The 18,793-nt window shown below is 60.6% G+C and carries 22 protein-coding genes; 9 read left to right on the top strand and 13 right to left on the bottom strand.

All coding sequences use genetic code 11. The features are described from left to right. Positions 1 to 6: 6 nt before the first annotated feature. The gene (locus LB558_RS02235; protein ID WP_224696009.1) at positions 7 to 714 is read right to left on the bottom strand and encodes a polysaccharide deacetylase family protein; all 708 of its coding nucleotides are present in this window, start codon (positions 712 to 714) and stop codon (positions 7 to 9) included. A 105-nt stretch (positions 715 to 819) separates the two neighbouring features. Continuing rightward, positions 820 to 2,886, bottom strand: coding sequence for a putative bifunctional diguanylate cyclase/phosphodiesterase (locus LB558_RS02230; RefSeq protein ID WP_224696008.1), 2,067 nt, complete (start codon positions 2,884 to 2,886; stop codon positions 820 to 822). Positions 2,887 to 3,203: 317 nt separating this feature from the next. Here LB558_RS02230 and LB558_RS02225 point away from each other — a divergent pair, with 317 nt between their 5' ends. Continuing rightward, positions 3,204 to 4,391: a glycine C-acetyltransferase gene (locus LB558_RS02225; protein WP_224696007.1), complete on the top strand. Its 1,188-nt coding sequence runs from the start codon at positions 3,204 to 3,206 to the stop codon at positions 4,389 to 4,391. A gap of 52 nt (positions 4,392 to 4,443) precedes the next feature. Beyond that, positions 4,444 to 5,478: an L-threonine 3-dehydrogenase gene (tdh, locus tag LB558_RS02220; RefSeq protein WP_013533376.1), complete on the top strand. Its 1,035-nt coding sequence runs from the start codon at positions 4,444 to 4,446 to the stop codon at positions 5,476 to 5,478. A gap of 8 nt (positions 5,479 to 5,486) precedes the next feature. Here tdh and LB558_RS02215 read toward each other — a convergent pair whose 3' ends face one another. Further along, on the bottom strand, positions 5,487 to 5,993 hold the full coding sequence (locus LB558_RS02215) for a DUF2380 domain-containing protein (RefSeq protein ID WP_224696006.1): 507 nt from the start codon (positions 5,991 to 5,993) through the stop codon (positions 5,487 to 5,489). A gap of 153 nt (positions 5,994 to 6,146) precedes the next feature. Next, complete coding sequence (locus tag LB558_RS02210; protein WP_224696005.1) at positions 6,147 to 6,590, bottom strand: MarR family winged helix-turn-helix transcriptional regulator; 444 nt, start codon at positions 6,588 to 6,590, stop codon at positions 6,147 to 6,149. Positions 6,591 to 6,710: 120 nt separating this feature from the next. On the opposite strand from LB558_RS02210, the gene hmgA reads away from it, so the two are divergent. From hmgA to LB558_RS02185, 5 genes are all read left to right on the top strand, one after another. Further along, positions 6,711 to 8,024: a homogentisate 1,2-dioxygenase gene (hmgA, locus tag LB558_RS02205; protein ID WP_224696004.1), complete on the top strand. Its 1,314-nt coding sequence runs from the start codon at positions 6,711 to 6,713 to the stop codon at positions 8,022 to 8,024. 11 nt (positions 8,025 to 8,035) lie between these two features. Continuing rightward, positions 8,036 to 8,923 carry an MBL fold metallo-hydrolase gene (locus LB558_RS02200; protein WP_224696221.1) on the top strand — a complete coding sequence of 296 codons (888 nt, stop codon included), beginning with the start codon at positions 8,036 to 8,038 and terminating at the stop codon, positions 8,921 to 8,923. Further along, on the top strand, positions 8,920 to 9,933 hold the full coding sequence (locus LB558_RS02195) for a fumarylacetoacetate hydrolase family protein (RefSeq protein ID WP_224696002.1): 1,014 nt from the start codon (positions 8,920 to 8,922) through the stop codon (positions 9,931 to 9,933). Before LB558_RS02200 ends, LB558_RS02195 begins: the two co-directional genes overlap by 4 nt. A gap of 143 nt (positions 9,934 to 10,076) precedes the next feature. Beyond that, complete coding sequence (locus LB558_RS02190) at positions 10,077 to 10,220, top strand: hypothetical protein (RefSeq protein ID WP_224696000.1); 144 nt, start codon at positions 10,077 to 10,079, stop codon at positions 10,218 to 10,220. Positions 10,221 to 10,227: 7 nt separating this feature from the next. After that, positions 10,228 to 10,764 carry a DinB family protein gene (locus LB558_RS02185; protein ID WP_224695998.1) on the top strand — a complete coding sequence of 179 codons (537 nt, stop codon included), beginning with the start codon at positions 10,228 to 10,230 and terminating at the stop codon, positions 10,762 to 10,764. Between the two features lie 63 nt (positions 10,765 to 10,827). On the opposite strand, the gene LB558_RS02180 is transcribed toward LB558_RS02185, so the two are convergent. The 4 genes from LB558_RS02180 to hppD all read right to left on the bottom strand — a co-directional run bounded on the left by LB558_RS02180 (position 10,828) and on the right by hppD (position 12,608). Beyond that, positions 10,828 to 10,989: a type II toxin-antitoxin system VapC family toxin gene (locus tag LB558_RS02180; protein WP_318011604.1), complete on the bottom strand. Its 162-nt coding sequence runs from the start codon at positions 10,987 to 10,989 to the stop codon at positions 10,828 to 10,830. Then, positions 10,973 to 11,200 (bottom strand): type II toxin-antitoxin system VapC family toxin, encoded by a 228-nt coding sequence (locus LB558_RS02175; RefSeq protein ID WP_224695996.1) that lies wholly within the window; start codon positions 11,198 to 11,200, stop codon positions 10,973 to 10,975. The genes LB558_RS02180 and LB558_RS02175 overlap by 17 nt, the downstream gene beginning before the upstream one ends. Positions 11,201 to 11,250: 50 nt before the next feature. Beyond that, on the bottom strand, positions 11,251 to 11,424 hold the full coding sequence (locus tag LB558_RS02170) for a type II toxin-antitoxin system Phd/YefM family antitoxin (protein WP_224695994.1): 174 nt from the start codon (positions 11,422 to 11,424) through the stop codon (positions 11,251 to 11,253). Positions 11,425 to 11,495: 71 nt separating this feature from the next. Beyond that, the gene (gene hppD / locus LB558_RS02165) at positions 11,496 to 12,608 is read right to left on the bottom strand and encodes a 4-hydroxyphenylpyruvate dioxygenase (RefSeq protein WP_224695992.1); all 1,113 of its coding nucleotides are present in this window, start codon (positions 12,606 to 12,608) and stop codon (positions 11,496 to 11,498) included. Positions 12,609 to 12,746: 138 nt separating this feature from the next. Here hppD and LB558_RS02160 point away from each other — a divergent pair, with 138 nt between their 5' ends. After that, complete coding sequence (locus LB558_RS02160) at positions 12,747 to 13,214, top strand: Lrp/AsnC family transcriptional regulator (RefSeq protein WP_224695991.1); 468 nt, start codon at positions 12,747 to 12,749, stop codon at positions 13,212 to 13,214. A gap of 12 nt (positions 13,215 to 13,226) precedes the next feature. Here the strand turns inward: LB558_RS02160 and LB558_RS02155 are convergent, their stop codons facing one another. The 4 genes from LB558_RS02155 to aztA form a co-directional block, all read right to left on the bottom strand. Beyond that, positions 13,227 to 13,565, bottom strand: coding sequence for a TIGR01244 family sulfur transferase (locus LB558_RS02155; RefSeq protein WP_127258061.1), 339 nt, complete (start codon positions 13,563 to 13,565; stop codon positions 13,227 to 13,229). A 150-nt stretch (positions 13,566 to 13,715) separates the two neighbouring features. Further along, positions 13,716 to 14,657, bottom strand: a complete 942-nt coding sequence (gene aztC / locus LB558_RS02150; protein ID WP_224695989.1) for a zinc ABC transporter substrate-binding protein AztC — start codon at positions 14,655 to 14,657, stop codon at positions 13,716 to 13,718. Between the two features lie 28 nt (positions 14,658 to 14,685). Continuing rightward, positions 14,686 to 15,561 carry a zinc ABC transporter permease AztB gene (aztB, locus tag LB558_RS02145; RefSeq protein WP_224695987.1) on the bottom strand — a complete coding sequence of 292 codons (876 nt, stop codon included), beginning with the start codon at positions 15,559 to 15,561 and terminating at the stop codon, positions 14,686 to 14,688. Next, positions 15,561 to 16,367, bottom strand: a complete 807-nt coding sequence (gene aztA, locus LB558_RS02140) for a zinc ABC transporter ATP-binding protein AztA (protein ID WP_224695986.1) — start codon at positions 16,365 to 16,367, stop codon at positions 15,561 to 15,563. Before aztA ends, aztB begins: the two co-directional genes overlap by 1 nt. 226 nt (positions 16,368 to 16,593) lie before the next feature. On the opposite strand from aztA, the gene LB558_RS02135 reads away from it, so the two are divergent. Then, positions 16,594 to 16,938, top strand: coding sequence for a RidA family protein (locus LB558_RS02135; protein WP_224695984.1), 345 nt, complete (start codon positions 16,594 to 16,596; stop codon positions 16,936 to 16,938). Between the two features lie 169 nt (positions 16,939 to 17,107). Here the strand turns inward: LB558_RS02135 and LB558_RS02130 are convergent, their stop codons facing one another. Further along, the gene (locus LB558_RS02130) at positions 17,108 to 18,703 is read right to left on the bottom strand and encodes a DUF262 domain-containing protein (protein WP_224695982.1); all 1,596 of its coding nucleotides are present in this window, start codon (positions 18,701 to 18,703) and stop codon (positions 17,108 to 17,110) included. Positions 18,704 to 18,793: the final 90 nt, after the last annotated feature.

Genomic DNA, 18,793 nt, shown 5'->3' with positions numbered 1-18,793 from the left:
ATCGGCTCAGTCGTCGTAGCCTTGGATTGCCCCGAACGTGTAATTGCGCAATTTCAGCGCGGTGATCAAATCGGTCAGCTTCGTCTTGCCGTCGAAACCGTCCTGGAACATCTCGTCATGCATCAGCAGGATCAGCTTGCCGGGCTTGACGAAGCGGCCGTAGCCGAACAGGTGATCGATCTCGCTGACCAGATGGTCGACGCTCTGCACCGGCTCGCCGTTGTCCTTGTGCACCCATTCATGATCCCAGCCGTAGAGATAGAAGCCTGAGGCCGCGACAAATTCGTAGTCGGGCTCTTCATGCCCCTCCTGGGCGAGGCCAAGCGAAGTGTCGTTTTTCGACATGGAGGGCAGCCTGAACACGTCGCGCCCCGGCAGCCTCGCATGCACCACGGGCTTCAACCCGAGCACCGCGTTTGCCCGCACCATGTCGGCGACGACACCCTCGGTGTCGCCGTAGAAATGCCGGTAGTGATTGTAGGCATGGCTGTAGCTGTGGTTGCCGAGCGTCACCAGGGGAAGCTGCTTGGCGCGCTTGACGAGCGCTCTGTTGGCGGCGCTAGCCTGTGCGTGCATGCCGACCATGAACAGGGTTGCGGGAACCTGCTCGGCTTCCAGCACATCGAGGATGTTGCTTGTGCCGTTCAGCGGCCCATCGTCGAAGGTAAGATAGATTGTGCGATCGGCCCCTAGGGCGGGGACCGTAAAAATCAAAACTGCCGCCAGGACAAACCGAAACGGTGTCATCAGCCCCGATATCCGGTTGCGATCACGAGGCCGCCATCTTCACACGCGGTTGTCAAGGCAGCCCGGCCGTACCTATGCCAGGCTTCCTTGCAGCACCGTCAGCTTGGCCTTCTTGGGCATGCGGGCGGTCAGCCATTCCAGCGCCTTGTCGTGCGGCATCGGGAAGGCGATGGAGTAGCCCTGCACCTGGTCGCAGCCGATCGCCATCAGAGAATCGAGCTCGGCCTCGGTTTCGGCGCCCTCTGCGACGATCGAGATGCCAAGGCCACGCGCCAGCTCGGCGATGGCGCGCACGATCTTCGAGTTGTCGCCATTCTCATGGATGTTCTGGACGAAGCGGCGATCGATCTTCAGCCGGTCGATCTCGTTCGGGTTGACATGGCTGAGCGAAGCATAGCCGGTGCCGAAATCATCGAGTTCGAGATGCACACCGGCTGCCCTGATGTGGCGCAGCTTGGCCGCGATGCCCGTCTTCTCGTCGTCGAGGATGACGGATTCGACGATTTCCAGCGACAGTTTCTGCGGCGGCAGCCCGGCCTTTTCAAGCGTCTCGAACAAGAACGCATCGAAATCGTGCTCGCGCAGCTCGGTGCCGGAAACATTGACGGCAAGCCGGCCGAAGGCAATGCCGGCGCGATTCCATTCGGCCGCCTCGTTGATCGCCTTGGTGATAACGATGCGGCCGATCTCGGGCATGAAGCCGCATTTCTCGGCGACCGGAATGAACTCGCCGGGTGGGATCATGCCGCGCTCGGCATGGTTCCAGCGCACCAGCGCCTCGATGCCGCTGATCGTGCCGTGGGTCAGAGAAACCTGTGGCTGGAAATAGACCTGGAAGGCCCGTTCCGCGATGGCGACCTTGATGTCGTGCTCGAGCTGCTTGCGATAGTCGAGCTCACGGCGCAGCTCCTCGGAGAAGAAGGAGAAGTTGCCGCCGCCCAGCTTCTTGGCGGAGTAAAGCGCCAGATCGGCGTGGACCAGCAGATCCTGCGCATTGTCGGCGTCGATCGGATAGACTGCGATGCCGGCGCTGGCACCTGGGAGAATGGTCGTGCCCTGGAAGACGATCGGCTCGTTGATGTGTGCCAGGATGCGCCGCGCCAGCATATTGATGTCTTCGGTGCCGCCGGCGCCGCCGAGGATCATGACGAACTCGTCGCCGCCCAGGCGCACGCACAGATCCGACGCCCGGCAGGAATCGCGCATGCGCTGTGCCGTGACGACCAGCACATAGTCGCCGGCGGCGTGGCCGAGCGTATCGTTGATCTGCTTGAATCGGTCGAGGTCGAGCTGGACGACCGCAAGGCGTTCGCGACGCCGGTGCGTGCCCTTGATCAGCGTGTCGAAATGATCGGTCAGGAACGTGCGGTTGTGCAGGCCGGTGAGGCCGTCATGCACCGCGATGAAGGCCATGGAATTACGGGCATCGATCAGCTCATGCGTCTTGCGCAGGATGGCGTTCGACATCGGCCTGAAGATGAACAGCGCCACCAGTATGATGACGCCGATTGTGGCGTAGAACAGCGTGCGATGGAGAGCGAGCAGCTTCTCGGAACGTTCGTCGGCGTCGGCAGTGATGCGCTGGCCAAGCGCGGCATAGCCCGACAAGGTCGCATTGGCGACAGAAGCGTCGAGATTGACGCGCTCGTCGCCGCCTTTGTAGCCGCCATTGCCTGTGAATTGCGATTCATAGGCCGAGATCAGGCGGTCGCCATTGGCGATCAGCCCGACCGAGAAATAGTCGAGGTGGAAAGGCTTGGCGAAAAGGACGCTTTCGATCGACTTCGGGTCAAGCTTGGCCGGCGATTGCGGATCGGCTCCCGTCTGATCGAGCAGCAGGTCGTAGTTCGTCTCGAACTCCGCCGTTGCCTGCTTTAGCGCGCTGACCAGCGCCGGTTGCTTGTCGCGTGAACCGGCACCCGTTGCACTGGCAAGGAAGACGATGCGCTGCGACAGCGTCTTTTGTGTACTGACGATGTCGAGCAAGGTGTGATTATGCTGTTGGGTGGCCATCATCTGCTGCAGCAGGATGAAGGAGGCAATCACCATGGCCGCAATGATCAGCAGGGCCAGCCAATAGCCAGCTTTGATCAGCAGTATGAGCTTGCCTGAAACGGTTTGCACCGGCTGCTGCGACATTTTCGGGGGCGGCCCTCTCGCCTACGGATTCTTGTATGAGCACCATTGAACTGCAAACGTTAACAGGACTGGAAATCGACGGCTGCCCGGCGAGGGGCAGCCGTGGAAAGATCGCGAAATGGTTATCGGCTCGTTTAGCGCCGTACCGGCATTTGAGCGGTCATCGACCAGAACCTTTGTCGTGGCGTCGTTTCTGCGGCCGCATGATGATCGACATCGGGGCCGCATCGTGCTGCTTGCCACCGGTCCGGTCGTTTTTGCGATGGATTTTTCGCGCGGACGAGACGACAGTCAGCCCACATCAAACGAGGCCGACCATGACCGCAGCATTCCTCTGCCACATCGACAGCGAGCTCGCGGGGCTCAAATCGGCAGGCCTCTACAAGTCGGAGCGGGTGATCACTTCGACACAGTCGGCCGAGATCGAGGTCGGCGGCGACAAGGTGTTGAATTTCTGCGCCAACAACTATCTCGGCCTCGCCGATAGCGCCGGTTTGCGCGATGCTGCCAAGCAGGCGCTCGACCGCTATGGCTACGGCATGGCATCGGTGCGCTTTATCTGCGGCACGCAGGAAGAGCACAAGCAGCTCGAATCCACGATTTCCTCTTTCCTCGGCATGGAAGACACCATCCTCTACGGCTCCTGCTTCGATGCCAATGGCGGCCTGTTCGAAACGCTGCTGGGCGAGGAAGACGCCATTATCTCGGATGCCTTGAATCATGCCTCGATCATCGATGGCGTGCGGCTATCGAAGGCCAAACGTTTCCGCTACGCCAACAACGACATGGCCGATCTCGAGGCGCGCCTGAAGGAGGCACGGGACTGCCGCTTCCGGTTGATCGCCACCGACGGCGTGTTTTCGATGGATGGCATCATCGCCAATCTCAGGGGTGTCTGCGACCTCGCAGAGAAATACGACGCCATGGTGATGGTTGACGACAGCCATGCCGTCGGCTTCGTCGGCGAGAACGGCCGCGGCTCGGCCGAGTATTGCGGCGTCGAGGGCAGGGTCGACATCATCACCGGCACGCTCGGCAAGGCGCTCGGCGGCGCGTCCGGCGGTTACACTTCGGGCAAGACGCAGGTGGTCGACTGGCTGCGCCAGCGCTCGCGGCCCTATCTCTTCTCCAACACGCTGATGCCGGCGATCGCCGGCGCTTCGATCAAGGTGTTCGAACTGATCAAGGACGGCGATAGGCTGCGCAGCAAACTCTACGACAATGCGGCGCGCTTTCGGTCGCAGATGGGCAAACTCGGCTTCACGCTGGCCGGAGCCGATCATCCGATCATCCCGGTGATGCTGGGCGATGCCAGCCTGGCGCAGGAGATGGCGGCACGCATGCTGAAACGCGGCATCTATGTCATCGGCTTCTCCTTCCCGGTGGTGCCGAAGGGCCAGGCGCGTATCCGCACGCAGATGTCGGCTGCGCATTCCAGCGCCGACATCGACCGCGCGGTGGAAGCGTTTGCCGCCGTCGGGCGCGAACTCGGGGTCATTTCCTGAAAGGCCGGAATCGAAAAGCGATTCCGGATCAAGAGATTCAAGGGACAAAAGCATGTCGAACATGATGAAGGCGCTGGTGAAGGCCAAGGCCGAACCGGGCATCTGGATGGAAGAGGTGCCCGTGCCGGAAATCGGCCCCAACGACGTCTTGATCAAGATCAAGAAGACGGCGATCTGCGGCACCGACGTGCATATCTACAATTGGGACCAGTGGGCGCAAAAGACGGTGCCGGTGCCGATGGTCACCGGCCATGAATTTGTCGGCACGGTCGCCGATTTCGGCGCCGCGGTGACGGAATACAAGGTCGGCCAGCGCGTGTCGGGCGAGGGCCACATCGTCTGCGGTCATTGCCGCAACTGTCGCGCCGGGCGAGGGCATCTGTGCCGCAACACGCTCGGCGTCGGCGTCAACCGTCCCGGCGCTTTCGGTGAATATCTGGCGATCCCGCAGCACAATGTCGTGCCGATCCCCGATGACGTGCCGGACGAGATTGCCGCGATCTTCGATCCGCTCGGTAATGCCGTGCACACGGCACTCTCCTTTGATCTGGTCGGCGAAGATGTGCTGGTCACCGGCGCCGGGCCGATCGGCATCATGGGCGCGCTCGTCGCGCAATGCGTCGGCGCGCGAAAAGTCGTCATCACCGACATCAACCCGGTGCGGCTGGCGCTGGCGAAAAAGCTCGGCGTCCAGCATGTCGTCGACGCCTCGAAGGAAAAGCTGCGCGACGTCATGCCGGTGCTCGGCATGACCGAGGGTTTCGACGTCGGGCTCGAAATGTCGGGCGCGGCCCCCGCCTTCCGCGACATGATCGACACGATGAACAATGGCGGCAAGATCGCCATTCTGGGCATCGCGCCGACCGGCTTCGAGATCGACTGGAACAAGGTCATCTTCAAGATGCTGCATCTCAAAGGCATCTATGGCCGCGAGATGTTCGAAACCTGGTACAAGATGATCGCGCTTGTGCAAGGCCCGCTGGATGTCTCTGGCCTGATCACGCACCGCATCGGCATCGACGACTTCCAGGCCGGCTTCGATGCAATGCGCAGCGGCAGTTCCGGCAAGGTGGTGATGGACTGGTAGATGCCGCCCTACCGCAGAATTCTGTTTTTCATCAGCCATTTCACGGAGCGGGGCCACGCGTAGTTCGCACCCATGCGAAGATCCGTAAACCCCTCCGAAACATGTCTCCCGGTTTCGGCGTCAAGGATGCGAATGAACATAGTATGTTCTGTTCGGTTGACGCGGGTTACGACGCCAAGCAAGGCAAGCGACGCGCCGTGCTCCTTGGCAATCGGGCCTTCACAAGCAGCGCAGTTGCGCAATCCGTGCGGCGCAGCAGCCTTTGTATCGCTCGCCGGCACATCAATTACTGTAAAACGCCCGGACTGGGAGAGCATGTCCCTCGCAACTTGTGCCGATTCGGACAGATAGCGCCTGTCATATTCATCCGGGGGAATTATTCCCGCCCCGGCGCTCTTGTCCTCCAATTCGAAAGGGAACACTTCGATCGACATCGGCTTTGCCTGCTGCGCCTGCGCAAATGTGCAGGTGCCTACAAGCAGCGTCATCAGGACACTTAATGTGCGAATGCTCATCGTAGTCCTCCCGTCGGTGTGATGGGCATTATACGCGGCCTGACAACGCAAATCACGATCAAATCGAAACCAATGCTATGCTTTGCTGTGGTGGGAACTCCCACGCAATCTCGCTCGAACTCCGTCGTTCAGAGTGATTGGCTTGATCTTGGGCTAACCCTTGCTCGGGACCAGACTGGTCTCCAATGCAGCCAGTCCGCTGGTGATCGCCGTGCGCTCTTCAGCGCTGAGCCTTGCCAGCAAATCCCGTTCGAACGCCTTCGCCAGCGGCACCATCTCGCGATAGGCGGCAAGCCCCGTTCCGGTCAGCGTCAGATGTTCGATACGGCGGTCTTTTTCGTCCGGTTTTCGCGTCAGCCAGCGACGCCGTTCGAGCTCGGCGACAGCGCGCGAAACCTTTGTCTTGTGCATGGCCGATTGTTCGCCCAGCGCCGTCGCCGTCATCGTGCCGTGCTGTCCGAGCCCGGCCAGCGTGCGCCATTCGGGACGCGTGAGGCCGTGACGATCCTTGTATATCCTCGAGAATTCCCGGCTGACCGCATCGGCAAGACGATAGAGCCGGTAGGGCAGGAAGGTTTCCAGTTCAAGGATTTCCATGGTTCCGTACCGGCTAGGCGTCAGAGAATTGATAGTTACATTTTAGATGGTTACAAATGAAACCAGTTTGGTCAATATCAGAGCGCGCTAGGACGCGCTGATTGGATCAGGGAGGAAGCGATGGCCTTTTCCTACATGCCGGGTTTCGGCAACGACTTTGAAACCGAGACGCTGCTCGGCTCGCTTCCGCAAGGACGGAACTCGCCGCAACGACCGGCCTACGGTCTCTACGCCGAACAGCTTTCGGGCTCGCCCTTCACCGCCCCGCGCGGTACCAATGAACGCTCCTGGCTCTACCGCATCCGGCCGAGCGTCAAGCACACCGGCCGCTTCAAGCCAGCGAATTATCCCTTGTGGAAGAGCGCGCCCAATGTCGGCGATCATGAATTGGCGCTTGGCCAGTATCGCTGGAATCCAGTGCCGATGCCGAAGGAGCCGACCGATTTCATCGCCGGCATGCGCAGCATCACCACCTCAGGCGACGTGCTCGGGCAGACGGGCATGGCCGCCCATGTCTATGTCGCCAACGCCTCGATGGTCGACGATCATTTCTTCAACGCCGACGGTGAGTTGCTCATCGTGCCGCAGGTCGGCGCTCTGCGCTTCGTCACCGAGATGGGCGTCATCGAGCTTCGGCCCGGCGAGATCGCCGTGCTGCCGCGCGGTCTGGTCTTCAAGGTCGAGTTGGTCGACAAGGAAGTCCGCGGCTATGTCTGCGAGAACTACGGCGCCAAGCTGACGCTGCCCGACCGTGGCCCGATCGGCGCCAATTGCCTGGCCAATCCGCGCGATTTCAAGACGCCTTGCGCCTGGTTCGAGGAGAAGGAAACGCCGTGCCGGCTGACGGTGAAATGGTGCGGCAATTTCCATGTCACCGAGATCGGCCATTCGCCGCTCGATGTCGTTGCCTGGCACGGCAACTACGCGCCCTACAAATATGATCTGGCGACGTTTTCGCCGGTCGGCGCGCTGCTGTTCGACCATCCCGACCCGTCGATCTTCACGGTGCTGACCGCGCCGAGCGGCGAGGAGGGCACGGCCAACATCGACTTCGTCATCTTCCCGCCGCGTTGGCTGGTGGCCGAAAATACGTTCCGGCCGCCCTGGTATCACCGCAACATCATGAGCGAGTTCATGGGCCTGATCCACGGGCAGTATGACGCCAAGGAAGAAGGCTTTGTGCCCGGCGGCATCAGCCTGCACAATTTGATGCTGGCCCATGGACCGGATGCGCCCGGCTTCGAAAAGGCCTCGCGCGCGGACCTGAAACCGGTCAAGCTCGACAACACCATGGCGTTCATGTTCGAGACCCGATTTCCGCAGATGCTGACCCGCTACGGAGCTGAATTGGAAACCCGGCAGGACAACTACATCGACTGCTGGGCCGACCTCAAGAAGCGTTTCAATGGCACGCCCGAGGGCGACTGGTCTTGAGCACCGAGCCAATGCCGGATCGGCTGGTGCTTCTTGGCTCGAAGGGTGGCCCTGCGCTGCGGCCGGGTGGCCCGTGGCCGAGCTCGTCGCTGCTGCAGATCGGCGGCCGCAGCATCGTCGTCGACTGCGGACTTGGCGTGACGCGCGGCCTGGTCGATGCCGGCATCAGCCTGAAGACGCTCGATCTGATCTTCATCACGCATCTGCATTCCGACCACGTGCTGGAACTGGGGCCGCTGATCCACACCGCCTGGACGGCGGGCCTGGCGACGCCGGTCCACGTGTTCGGTCCGCCCGGCACGGATCATTATTGGCAGCGCTTTTGCCAGGCGATGGACTTCGACATCGCAATCCGCATCGTCGACGAGGGCCGGCCGGATGTTCGCGAGCTGGTTTCGATCGTCGAATTCGGCGAAGGCCAGGTGGTCGAGCAGGGTGGCTTGACGGTTTCGGCGTTGCGCGTCGAGCATCCGCCGGTGACAGACTGCTTTGCCCTGCGCTTCGAACACGCTGGCAAAAGCGTGGTGTTCTCCGCCGATACGGCCTTTTATCCGCCGCTCGCCGATTTTGCCCGGAGCGCGGATATCCTGGTTCACGAGGCCATGCTGGAAGAAGGCATCGAGCGGCTGGTGGCCAGGACCGGCAATGGCGCACGGCTGAAAGAGCATCTGCTCGCCAGCCACAGCTTTGCCGAAGAAGCCGGACGCATCGCCAGCGATGCCGGCGTCGGGCGACTGGTGCTCAATCATCTCATTCCGGCCGACGATCCCGGGATCGCCGATGCCGACTGGATAGCCGCTGTCAGGAAAACATGGGCCGGCGACTTGACGATCGCTCGCGACGGCCTTGTTGTGGGGTTAAGCAGCGCCAAAGCTGCAGCAGGAGAGGAAACCGCATGAAGCTTGCCACATTGAAGGACGGGACGCGCGACGGAAGACTCGTCGTCGTCTCGCGCGACCTGACACGCTTCACCGACGCCTCGTTCCTGGTACGCACGCTGCAGGCGGCGCTCGACGACTGGCGGCGCATCGCCCCGCATCTCGCGACAATAGCGGAATCGCTTGAGAACAATGCGGTGCCGGCGGAGCGCTTCCACGAGCATGACGCTCATTCGCCGCTGCCGCGCGCCTACCAATGGGCTGACGGATCGGCCTATGTGAATCATGTCGAGCTGGTGCGCAAAGCGCGCGGCGCCGAGATGCCGGCGAGCTTCTGGACCGACCCGCTGATCTACCAGGGCGGTGGGGACTCCTTCATTCCGCCCCGTGATCCGATCCGTATGGCTGACGAAGCTTTCGGCATCGACATGGAAGGGGAAGTTGCTGTCATTGTCGACGACGTGCCGATGGGCGCCAAACTCGAAGAAGCAAAGGCAGCGATTCGAATGGTCATGCTGGTCAACGACGTCACGTTGCGCGCGCTGACCGGGCCGGAGCTGGCGAAGGGATTTGGGTTTTTCCAGTCGAAGCCCTCCTCGGCGTTTTCGCCGGTCGCGGTGACGCCGGACGAACTGGGTGACGCATGGGACGGCGGCAAGGTCAGCCTGCCGCTGCTCGCCGATCTCAACGGCAAGCCGTTCGGCCGGGCCAATGCCGGCATCGACATGACCTTCGACTTTCCGGCGCTGATAGTTCACGCCGCGAAAACGCGGCCGCTGGCCGCCGGCACGATCATCGGTTCCGGCACCGTCTCCAACAAGCTCGACGGCGGGCCGGGCAAGCCTGTTTCGGCCGGTGGCGCCGGCTATTCCTGCATCGCCGAACTGCGCATGATCGAGACCATTGTGTCAGGCGAATCCAAAACGCCGTTCCTGCGTTTCGGCGACACGGTGCGCATCGAGATGAAGGACAAAGCTGGGCATTCGATCTTCGGCGCCATCGAGCAGAAGGTCGAGAAATACGAGAGGTGAGGGCATGACGGGGGTCTATCTGCTGGCTGGTGTCTGGGCGCTCGCCATACTGGCGGTCTTCATCCAGGCGATCCGGCTGAGTTACCATCGAGGAGCGTTCGCCTGGCCTGACCAACCGCAGCGGCTTTCCGCGCAAGGCAATGATGTTCCACACCGTCACCAACATGAAAGTCGCGCGGGACGCGGAAACGCAGGGCATGCGGCGACGCATGAACGGGCTGCTGTTGATCGTTCTTGCCGGATTCGCGATCGTGGGGGCAGGCTTGCATCTGGTGCGGGCAGGGTGATGATCTCGTGAACCTGCTTGACCATCTGCGGCGCATGGCGCGCAACAATCTCTGGTCGAACGACCGGCTCTATCGGGCGGTGCTGGCGCTCCAACCGGGGGAGTTCGAGGCCGAACGCACCAGCTTCTTTCCGTCGATCAAGGCGACGCTTAACCACATATTGGCGGTCGACTATCTCTATCTCGATTTTCTCGAGGAGGGTGGTCTCGGCGCGGCCGCCCATGACGACTACGTGCCGTTCGACGAGCTGCAGGCGCTCTTTGCCGCGCAGGCCGCAGCCGACCGGCGACTGATCGCCTTTTGCGAAAGGCTGTCGGCCGACGACCTCGACCGCCGCGTCATCACCGACCGGCGCGAGGACGGCATGATCCCCGAGCGCATCGGCGACATCCTCGCCCATGTCTTCCTGCACGACATCCACCATCGCGGCCAGGTGCACGCGATGCTGTCGGGCACCTCGGTCAAGCCGCCGCAGTTGGACGAGTTCCTGCTCGATTATGATGTGAAATTGAGGGAGGCAGAGCTGGAGCGGCTGGGGTTATAACCGCCGGGAAGTTCGTCTTCTGTTCCCGACGCGGGAAAAGGCCGAGCGGCTGCGATTGGATCGTCAGACCAACGCAACGTCATAGGTCGAAAATTGCCGATCCGCGGTGACCAACGTCAGCCCTTCAATTTGCGCCTGTGCAATGAGCAGGCGGTCGAATGGATCACGATGATAAAGCGGCAAATGCTCAAGCCTCGCTGCGTGTACTTCATTCACGCTGAGGATCGGAATCCCGTTCGATCGCAGGATGTCTACGATGTCCAGTAAGCGTGACTTTGCCGAGCGATTTCTTGATAGCGATTTCGGCTACGGAGATGGCGCTGACGATCACGTCCTCGCCAGCGAGAAAGATGTCGCGATGATGATCCGAAAGACGTGAATCGGCGTTGAGTACCCAAAGCAGAATAGGGGTGTCGACCAGATATTTGCGGCTCATTTAATATACTCGTCCCATTCGGGACCGAGTTCATCAAAATCATCCGACATTCAAATTTGGCCTTTCAGGGCCCCCAACAGGCGCTTGCTGCCGCCGGGTCGGGCCGGCGCATTCAAGGTCGCGACAATTTCCCCATGCCGGGTCAGATTGATTTCTTCGCCAGCCTGGGCACGCTTCACCAACTCAGAGAGCTGGGCCTTCGCTTTCGCCATCGGAACGTTCATCGTCAAACCTCTTATGACCAGAATTTAGGTCATAATCAGCCGAGCCCCAAGAACTCCGGTGTTATGTCGGCCTACTCCGCAGCCTGCACCTTGATCACACCGCGCTTGATCTGGTCCTGCTCGATCGATTCGAACAGCGCGCGGAAATTGCCCTCGCCAAAGCCTTCGTCGCCCTTGCGCTGGATGAACTCGAAGAAGATCGGCCCGATCACGGTTTTCGAAAAGATCTGCAAAAGGATCTTGGTCATGCCGCCATCGACGACGCCTTCGCCATCGATCAGGATGCCGTGCTTCTTCATCCGCTCGATCGGTTCGTCATGGCCGTTCACGCGGTCATACGACATGTCGTAGTAGGTCTCCGGCGGGCCCGGCATGAACTTCAGCCCGTTTTCGGCCAGCCTGTCGGTGGCGGCGTAGATCTCGTCGGTGCCGACAGCGATATGCTGAATGCCCTCGCCGTTGTACTTCTTCAGATACTCGGCGATCTGGCTGGTCTCGTCCTTGGACTCGTTCAGCGGAATGCGGATCTTGCCGCAGGGCGAGGTGATGGCGCGGCTCACCAGGCCGGTGATCTTGCCGTCGATGTCGAAGAAATGGATCTGCTTGAAGCCGAACAGGTTGCGGTAGAAATCCCACCATTTGTCCATCTGGCCGCGATAGACATTGTGGGTGAGATGATCGAGGTAATAGAAGCCGACTCCCTTTGGCCGCGGGTCGCGCACACCCAGCCACTCGAACTCGGCATCATAGGCCGAACCCTTCTTGCCGTAGGTCTCGACGAAATAGAGCAGCGAACCGCCAATGCCGACGATTGCCGGCACGTCGAGCGCCTTGTCGGCGCCTTCGTAAGGCGTTGCACCCTTGGCAACGGCATGATCGAAAGCATGCTTGGCATCGACCACCCGCCAGGCCATCGACGCGGCGCAGGGGCCATGCTTGTCGACGAACTTCATCGCATGTGAGCCGGGCTCGGCATTGACGACATAGTTGATGTCGCCCTGCCGCCAGACAGCGATGTCTTTCGTGCGGTGCCTTGCCACCGCGACATAACCCATGCGGGTGAACAGTTCAGCCAGTTTTTCCGGCTCCGGATGCGCGAATTCGACGAACTCGAAACCATCGGTGCCGGCCGGGTTGTCCTTGCTGATCGTGGCGGGCGGTGCGTCGTGCGGGAAGGGACCCATGATATTCCTCCGAAGCTGGCCTAGCCTGAAAAGGCCATCTGACGTCCATCATAGCGCGGACGAGGTGCATGGTGCTTGCATTCAAACGCTTGAAATGATCATCTCATGCGTGAAGCGTGCATGATGAGAGATAAAACCATGGATGATACGCGCGTTGATAAGTTCGACCGCAAGATTATGGCGCTGTTGCAGGGAGATGCGCGGCTGACCAACAACGATCTTTCGGAGCGGGTGAACCTGTCGGCGTCGCAATGCTCGCGCCGCCGCCAGCGGCTCGAGGAGGACGGCTTCATCAGGGGTTATCGGGCCGTTCTCGACCGCGACAAGCTCGGTTTTCCCCTGGTCAACGTCATCTCGGTGACTTTAGCCACGCACAACCGCGACAATGCACGGCGCTTCGGCGAACTGGTGGCGCGGCTGCCTGAGGTGCAGGAAGCGCACGCGCTGACCGGCGAGATGGATTACATCCTGAAAGTGGTGACGCCGGATCTCAAATCATTGTCGGAATTCGTCAACGGCGTGCTCTTGCCGCACGAATCCGTGCAGCATGTGAAGACGGCGATCGTGCTTGAGACACTCAAGGAAACCGGCGCGCTGCCGATCTAAATCTTGGGCGAATCAACCCTTTGACTGTTGGATCAGCCCATAGAGATTGGTGCAGCGGGCGCCGGAGCGGCAATAGGCGAAGACCGGGCCATCGAGTTCGTCGAGCGCTTCGGCCTGATCCTCGACATTCCCGGCGGTGATCTGGCCGCTGATCACCGGAATGTAGCGGAAAGCGAGCCCTGCGGCTTCGACCGCTGCCTTGACGGTATCGGCAGACGGCTGGCCGGGCTGTTCGTCATCGGGCCGGTTGCAGATGACGCTCTTGAAGCCGGCTTCCTTGATGGCGGCGACATCCTCAGGCTGAATCTGGCCCGAAACCGAATAGTCCTCGCTGATTTCGCGGTATTCCATGGCAGCATCCTCGCAAACTGGTCAGGTGTCAGTCTTGCCACTCCCCGACATGGGCGGCAATCCGTACCGAAGGAATTCTCTGCCAAATAGACATTGCGTGCCAGAAAATCCAACCGGGCCGAGGCGGCCCGGCTGGACAATCCTTCAAACTCAGCTGCCGAGAATGGCGCCTTTGATCTGACGGATGTTGTTGTGCATCATGTCGATATAGGTCGCGGCCGGGCCGTCGGGCTGCGACAGCGCGTCCGAATAGAGTGTGCCGCCGACCTTAATGCCGGTTTCGCTGGCGATCTGCTCGATCAGGCGCGGGTTGGTGATGTTCTCGACGAAGATCGCAGCCGCCTTGTCCAGCTTCACCTGAGTAACCAGCTTGGCGACATCGGCGGCGGATGGTTCAGAGTCGGTCGAGATGCCTTGCGGGGCGAGGAAGGTCAGGCCGTATGCGTGTTCGAAATAGCCGAAGGCGTCATGCGAGGTGATGACGACGCGCTTGCTCTCCGGGATCGAGGCGATCGCCGCTTTCACTTCACCTTCGACCGCGTCGAGCTTCTTCGTGTAGGCGGCGGCATTGGTCTGGTAGCTGACGCAGCCTTCCGCATCGGCCGCGCAGAAGGCATCGGCGATGTTCTTCACATAGATCCTGGCATTGGCGATCGACTGGAATGCGTGCGGATCGGTGACTGTCTTGCCGCCGCCGGTACCGGCGCCTTCGGCTGCATCGGCGTCGGCGAATTCAGGCTTGAAATCGATCGGCGTCACGCCTTTGGTCAAGGTGATAATCGAGGCCTTGGTGGCGCTGGCATCGACCAGCCGCTGCAGGAAACCTTCGAAATGCAGGCCGTTGACCAGCACGATGTCGGCCTTGGCCATGGCCACCGCATCGGCCGGGCTTGGCTCATAAACGTGGGCGTCGCCGTCCGGCCCGACAATGGTGGTGACGTCGATGCGGTCGCCACCGACATTCTTGGCGAAATCGGCAATGACGGTGAAGCTGGCGACCACTTTCAGCGGTGCCGCGAAGGCCGACGATGCACCCAAGGCAGTTAATGTTATAACGCTCATCGCCAGGGCGGCGTGGATCGATTTCAGCATAGGCGGGTCTCCTTCTTGGGGGCGGGGATCAGGCTGTTCTGTGACGGTGGTGGATGATGCGCGCGCGCAAAATGCCGCGTGTGCCAAACAGGATCGAGGCGAAATAGACGACGCCGGCCGACAGGATGATTGCCGGGCCGGACGGCAGCGACGCGTGATAGGACAACAGCAGCCCAGCGACGCAGGAGGCAAAGCCGATCAGCACGGCCAGCACACACATCGGCTCGACGCGCACCGTCCAGAAACGGGCGGCCGCCGCCGGCAGCATCATAAGCCCGACCGACAGAAGCGTGCCGAGCGCCTGGAAGCCGCCGACGAGGTTGAGCACGACAAGGCCGAGGAATATGAAGTGCACCGGACTGCCGAGCCGGCTGACCGAGCGCAGGAACAGCGGGTCGAGGCATTCGGCGACCAGCGCCCGCCAGAAGATGGCAAGGCTGACCAGCGTCACCGCAACGATGCCGCCGATCAGCGTCAGCGCTTCATTGTCGAGCGCCAGCACGGTGCCGAACAGCACATGCATGAGATCGACGCTGGAACCGCGGATCGACACCATCAGCACGCCGATGGCGAGCGAAATCAGATAGAACGCCGCCATCGAGGCGTCCTCGCGCTGGATGGTGAAGCGCGAGACAGCACCGGCGCCGAGCGCGACGATGACGCCGGCGATCAGGCCGCCGATGGTCATCGGCAGGATCTCCAGCCCATAGAACAGGAAGCCGGCGGCGGCACCCGGCAGGATGGCATGCGCCATGGCGTCGCCCGACAGGCTCATGCGCCGCAGCATCAGGAAGACGCCGATCGGGCAGGCGCCGAGCGACAGCATCAGCGAACCGATCAGGGCCCGCTGCATGAAGCCGAAATCAGCGAAGGGCGCGATGAAAAGACCGTAAAGCGTATCCATCAGGCAGCCCTCGGTCCGATGCCATGCTGATGGTCCCGGTGGTCGTGATCATGCCCATGGCCGTGATCGTGTTCGTCTGGCTCGCACCAGGGCGCATTCTCTTCCCAGGCTTCGTGGAAGCGGCGGGCGCGCAACAGGTTTTCCGGCTTTAGCGTTTCCCTGGTTTCGCCCCAGGCAATCGGCTGGCGGGCAAGCAACAGTGTTTCGGGGAAATTCTGCCGCACCAGCTCGAGATCGTGGACGACCACCATGATGGTGCGTTCCTCGCCGTGCCAGCGCTTGATCAGGGCAATGAGGTCGCCGACCGTCTTGGCGTCGACGGCGTTGAACGGCTCGTCGAGCAGGATGAGGTCGGCGTCCTGCAAAAGCACACGCGCAAACAGCGTGCGCTGCAACTGGCCGCCCGACAGCGTGTCGATCGGCCGCTTCTCGAAGCCGCCGAGGCCAACCGCCATCAGCGCCTTGCTGACGTCATCGCGATCTTCCCTGGTGTAACGGCCAAGCAGGCCGCGCCGTGGCCACAGGCCGAGCGAAACCAGATCCACCACCCGCGCCGGAAAGGAGCGGTCGAGTTCCGATTGCTGCGGCAGATAGGCGGCACGAACGCCAGGCGCGCGGATGACCTCGCCGGCCATCGGCTTCAGGACGCCGACAATACCTTTCATCAGCGTCGATTTGCCGGAACCGTTGGCGCCGACGACAGCGGTCAGCGAGCCCTTGCGGATGGTGCCGTCGAGATGATGGATTGCCGGATGGCTGCCGTAGCCAAGCGTCAGGTCGCGGAATGTCAGGCAGGTGTTTGTCATTCTGCGATCCGTGGGGCGGCGAAATCCGGCTGCTGGCAGCGGCCGATTGGATATGTGATGTTATTACATTAGTCAACAAGCCAATCCGGCGTAATTGCGGCCGCAGGGTCAACTTGCCGTGTGTGCATGTCATATGCGTTGGCCCAAGGAGATTCGACCTGGCGAGCTTGCCCCAAGCCGGCCGCGACTCTAAAGAAGCGCAACCGCCACAGGAAGGAACCATCCAATGAGCATTCGTCGCATCGATGTCGGCCCGCGCATGAGCCAGATCGTCATTCACGGAGATACCGTTTATCTGGCCGGCCAGGTCGGTCAGCCGACCGGCAATGTCGCTTCGCAGACCAGGGATATCCTGGCGGCCGTCGACGAACTGCTGGCCAAGGCCGGTTCCGACAAGACCAAGATCCTGCAGGCGATCATCTGGCTGGCCGACATGAGCACCTTTGCCGAGATGAACGCTGAGTGGGACAAGTGGGTGCCGCAAGGCAACACGCCGGCCCGCGCCACCGGCGAAGCAAAGCTCGCCACGCCGGAATATCTGGTCGAGATCATTATTACCGCTGCGATTTGAGGCTAGCGCGTTCTACCTCCCCCTTGTGGGGAGGTAGAACCGCAGGTCCGGGTGGGGGGCGGCGCCGCAACCTACCCAGTCTCGCCAGCTTACTTCGCAATGCGGCGAACAACCTCATCGCGCCGTTGAGCGGCTTCCTCAGCCGAGAAATCTTCCAACGGTTGCCTGCTCATATTAGGCTTGCTCTCTCACTATTGCATCGAGGATGGACTGGCCGGCCGTTCGCGCCTGCTGAACTGCCCCCCTTGGACTTCTCGTCCTCATGATCCGTAACGATCGCGTTGCCGTGCAACAGGCCGCCACACAATGCGCATCTATGGGCGGCGGGTAGAGCCGATTCAATGAAGCCGCCGGACTTCGCTGCTCTTGAGAACCCCGCACCCGCTTTCCCTGTTCCGCGGCGTTCTTTGTGCTCCAAGTCCTCGCTCGCAAGAAACGCAAAGTCAGGTTCGCCTATAATAACTCTCCACGCCTCATCGGGCGGCGTTCCCGTACCCAGGATGTACAACATCCTGTCATAGAGAAGCATCATTCGCCGCCGCGTTCTACCGCCGCTGCCGAGGCGATGTGTTGCGGGCTTTCCGAGAACCGGATGGTCCATGATCATTTGTTCAAATTTGTTACGGACCTTGAGAAAATTTACGATTTCGCCCTTCTCCTCCAACTGGACCAGCCATGTCAGGACATTGAAAAGCGCTGCCGACTGAAATGCGCCCGCCGATGTGTAGAAATACAAAGCAGGGTGAAGTCCCAGAGATTGAGCTTCTGTAGAAAGTAGGAATTCAACCAACCGCTTTGCAGATTTTAGATAGTCGATCGTCGCGTCGCCATCTGGATCTTCAGGAAGTTCGTCAACAAGACCTTTTCTCTTCGTAGAAGAATCTGGAATGCGCAGACCCTTGGCGAGAGTGATGAGGTCGAAACAGAACGGTAAAACAGATGCACCGTAGCCAAAGCCGGCCAACGGCACCTCCAGCGTTTTGATTGGAAGATGCAATGGAGGCTGAAACAGTAACCTGTTTACCGCGGCTCCAAGCTCCTCAACCTGCTCTCGGCGCGGTTGATCGAATTTCTTCCAATAATTGTGTCCGGTTCCTGCTCGCGTAATGGCCCGCGATCCAATCGCAAGAGCGGAGTTACCTGCGCGCAGTATTCTGGTTTCAGTCGCATCGATGGGTGTGCCACCCTCATTAATGCGAAAGAACGCGCTCTTAGCCTGCTGCACCCCTGCGTTTTTTATCCACTGAGTATCAATGGATTTGAACCCGATTAGGGAAGCGCGCTTTAGCAACTCCGGGTCGTCTGCCTTCTGATACTGTGCCGCAAACTCATGGTCTTCATAGGACCTAACCCTTGCTTTTACCATTTTCCGCGTCAGATCGTGCATAACGCGCTGATGTTCAGGAATTGCATTGCCGTAGTGCTTCGCGGATATTGTACCCGCGCCATAGTCGTCATTAGCCCAAGCAACAAGCGCGCTCAGCCTGTGAGCCCCATCAACGACAAAAACGCGCTGTCCGTTCTGCCAAAGAATGATTGCCGGTATGATATTGCCATTCGCGAAAGTCTCAATCAGCCCAACAACCTGTTCCGGTGTCCAATTGGCAGTTTCTCGCTGAAAGTCTGGCTTGCGCAGCCAGCTATAAACAAGGCCAGGTTTTAGATCGCTAATCTTGAGACCCGGAATATCACCACCGGATTCAGCCGGGGCTGACAAATCTTCCCGTGGGATAAGAGCATCTAGGTTCACCACGTTGCGTGTCATTAAAAGGTCCCCCCATCTTCAACTGCGTCGAGCATAGGGATTGGGATATGTTCAGTCGAGGTGAGAACTCCCCTTGTGGGGAGGGTCGCT

Origin of the sequence: Mesorhizobium sp. CO1-1-8 (assembly GCF_020164875.1) — a bacterium.
Lineage (GTDB): Bacteria > Pseudomonadota > Alphaproteobacteria > Rhizobiales > Rhizobiaceae > Mesorhizobium.
Note: the sequence above shows the minus strand (reverse complement) of the source record. Positions and strands in the feature narration are given on the sequence as shown.

Coding starts and splice junctions, on each gene's coding strand:
- hmgA (WP_224696004.1), top strand. CDS start 6,711: ATGGCCTTTTCCTACATGCCGGGTTTCGGCAACGACTTTGAAACCGAG.
- LB558_RS02175 (WP_224695996.1), bottom strand. CDS start 11,200: ATGAGCCGCAAATATCTGGTCGACACCCCTATTCTGCTTTGGGTACTC.
- LB558_RS02190 (WP_224696000.1), top strand. CDS start 10,077: ATGTTCCACACCGTCACCAACATGAAAGTCGCGCGGGACGCGGAAACG.
- LB558_RS02160 (WP_224695991.1), top strand. CDS start 12,747: ATGGATGATACGCGCGTTGATAAGTTCGACCGCAAGATTATGGCGCTG.
- aztB (WP_224695987.1), bottom strand. CDS start 15,561: ATGGATACGCTTTACGGTCTTTTCATCGCGCCCTTCGCTGATTTCGGC.
- LB558_RS02210 (WP_224696005.1), bottom strand. CDS start 6,590: ATGGAAATCCTTGAACTGGAAACCTTCCTGCCCTACCGGCTCTATCGT.
- LB558_RS02230 (WP_224696008.1), bottom strand. CDS start 2,886: ATGTCGCAGCAGCCGGTGCAAACCGTTTCAGGCAAGCTCATACTGCTG.
- tdh (WP_013533376.1), top strand. CDS start 4,444: ATGTCGAACATGATGAAGGCGCTGGTGAAGGCCAAGGCCGAACCGGGC.
- LB558_RS02200 (WP_224696221.1), top strand. CDS start 8,036: ATGCCGGATCGGCTGGTGCTTCTTGGCTCGAAGGGTGGCCCTGCGCTG.
- LB558_RS02135 (WP_224695984.1), top strand. CDS start 16,594: ATGAGCATTCGTCGCATCGATGTCGGCCCGCGCATGAGCCAGATCGTC.
- hppD (WP_224695992.1), bottom strand. CDS start 12,608: ATGGGTCCCTTCCCGCACGACGCACCGCCCGCCACGATCAGCAAGGAC.
- aztA (WP_224695986.1), bottom strand. CDS start 16,367: ATGACAAACACCTGCCTGACATTCCGCGACCTGACGCTTGGCTACGGC.
- LB558_RS02170 (WP_224695994.1), bottom strand. CDS start 11,424: ATGAACGTTCCGATGGCGAAAGCGAAGGCCCAGCTCTCTGAGTTGGTG.
- LB558_RS02195 (WP_224696002.1), top strand. CDS start 8,920: ATGAAGCTTGCCACATTGAAGGACGGGACGCGCGACGGAAGACTCGTC.
- aztC (WP_224695989.1), bottom strand. CDS start 14,657: ATGCTGAAATCGATCCACGCCGCCCTGGCGATGAGCGTTATAACATTA.
- LB558_RS02155 (WP_127258061.1), bottom strand. CDS start 13,565: ATGGAATACCGCGAAATCAGCGAGGACTATTCGGTTTCGGGCCAGATT.
- LB558_RS02215 (WP_224696006.1), bottom strand. CDS start 5,993: ATGAGCATTCGCACATTAAGTGTCCTGATGACGCTGCTTGTAGGCACC.
- LB558_RS02225 (WP_224696007.1), top strand. CDS start 3,204: ATGACCGCAGCATTCCTCTGCCACATCGACAGCGAGCTCGCGGGGCTC.
- LB558_RS02130 (WP_224695982.1), bottom strand. CDS start 18,703: ATGACACGCAACGTGGTGAACCTAGATGCTCTTATCCCACGGGAAGAT.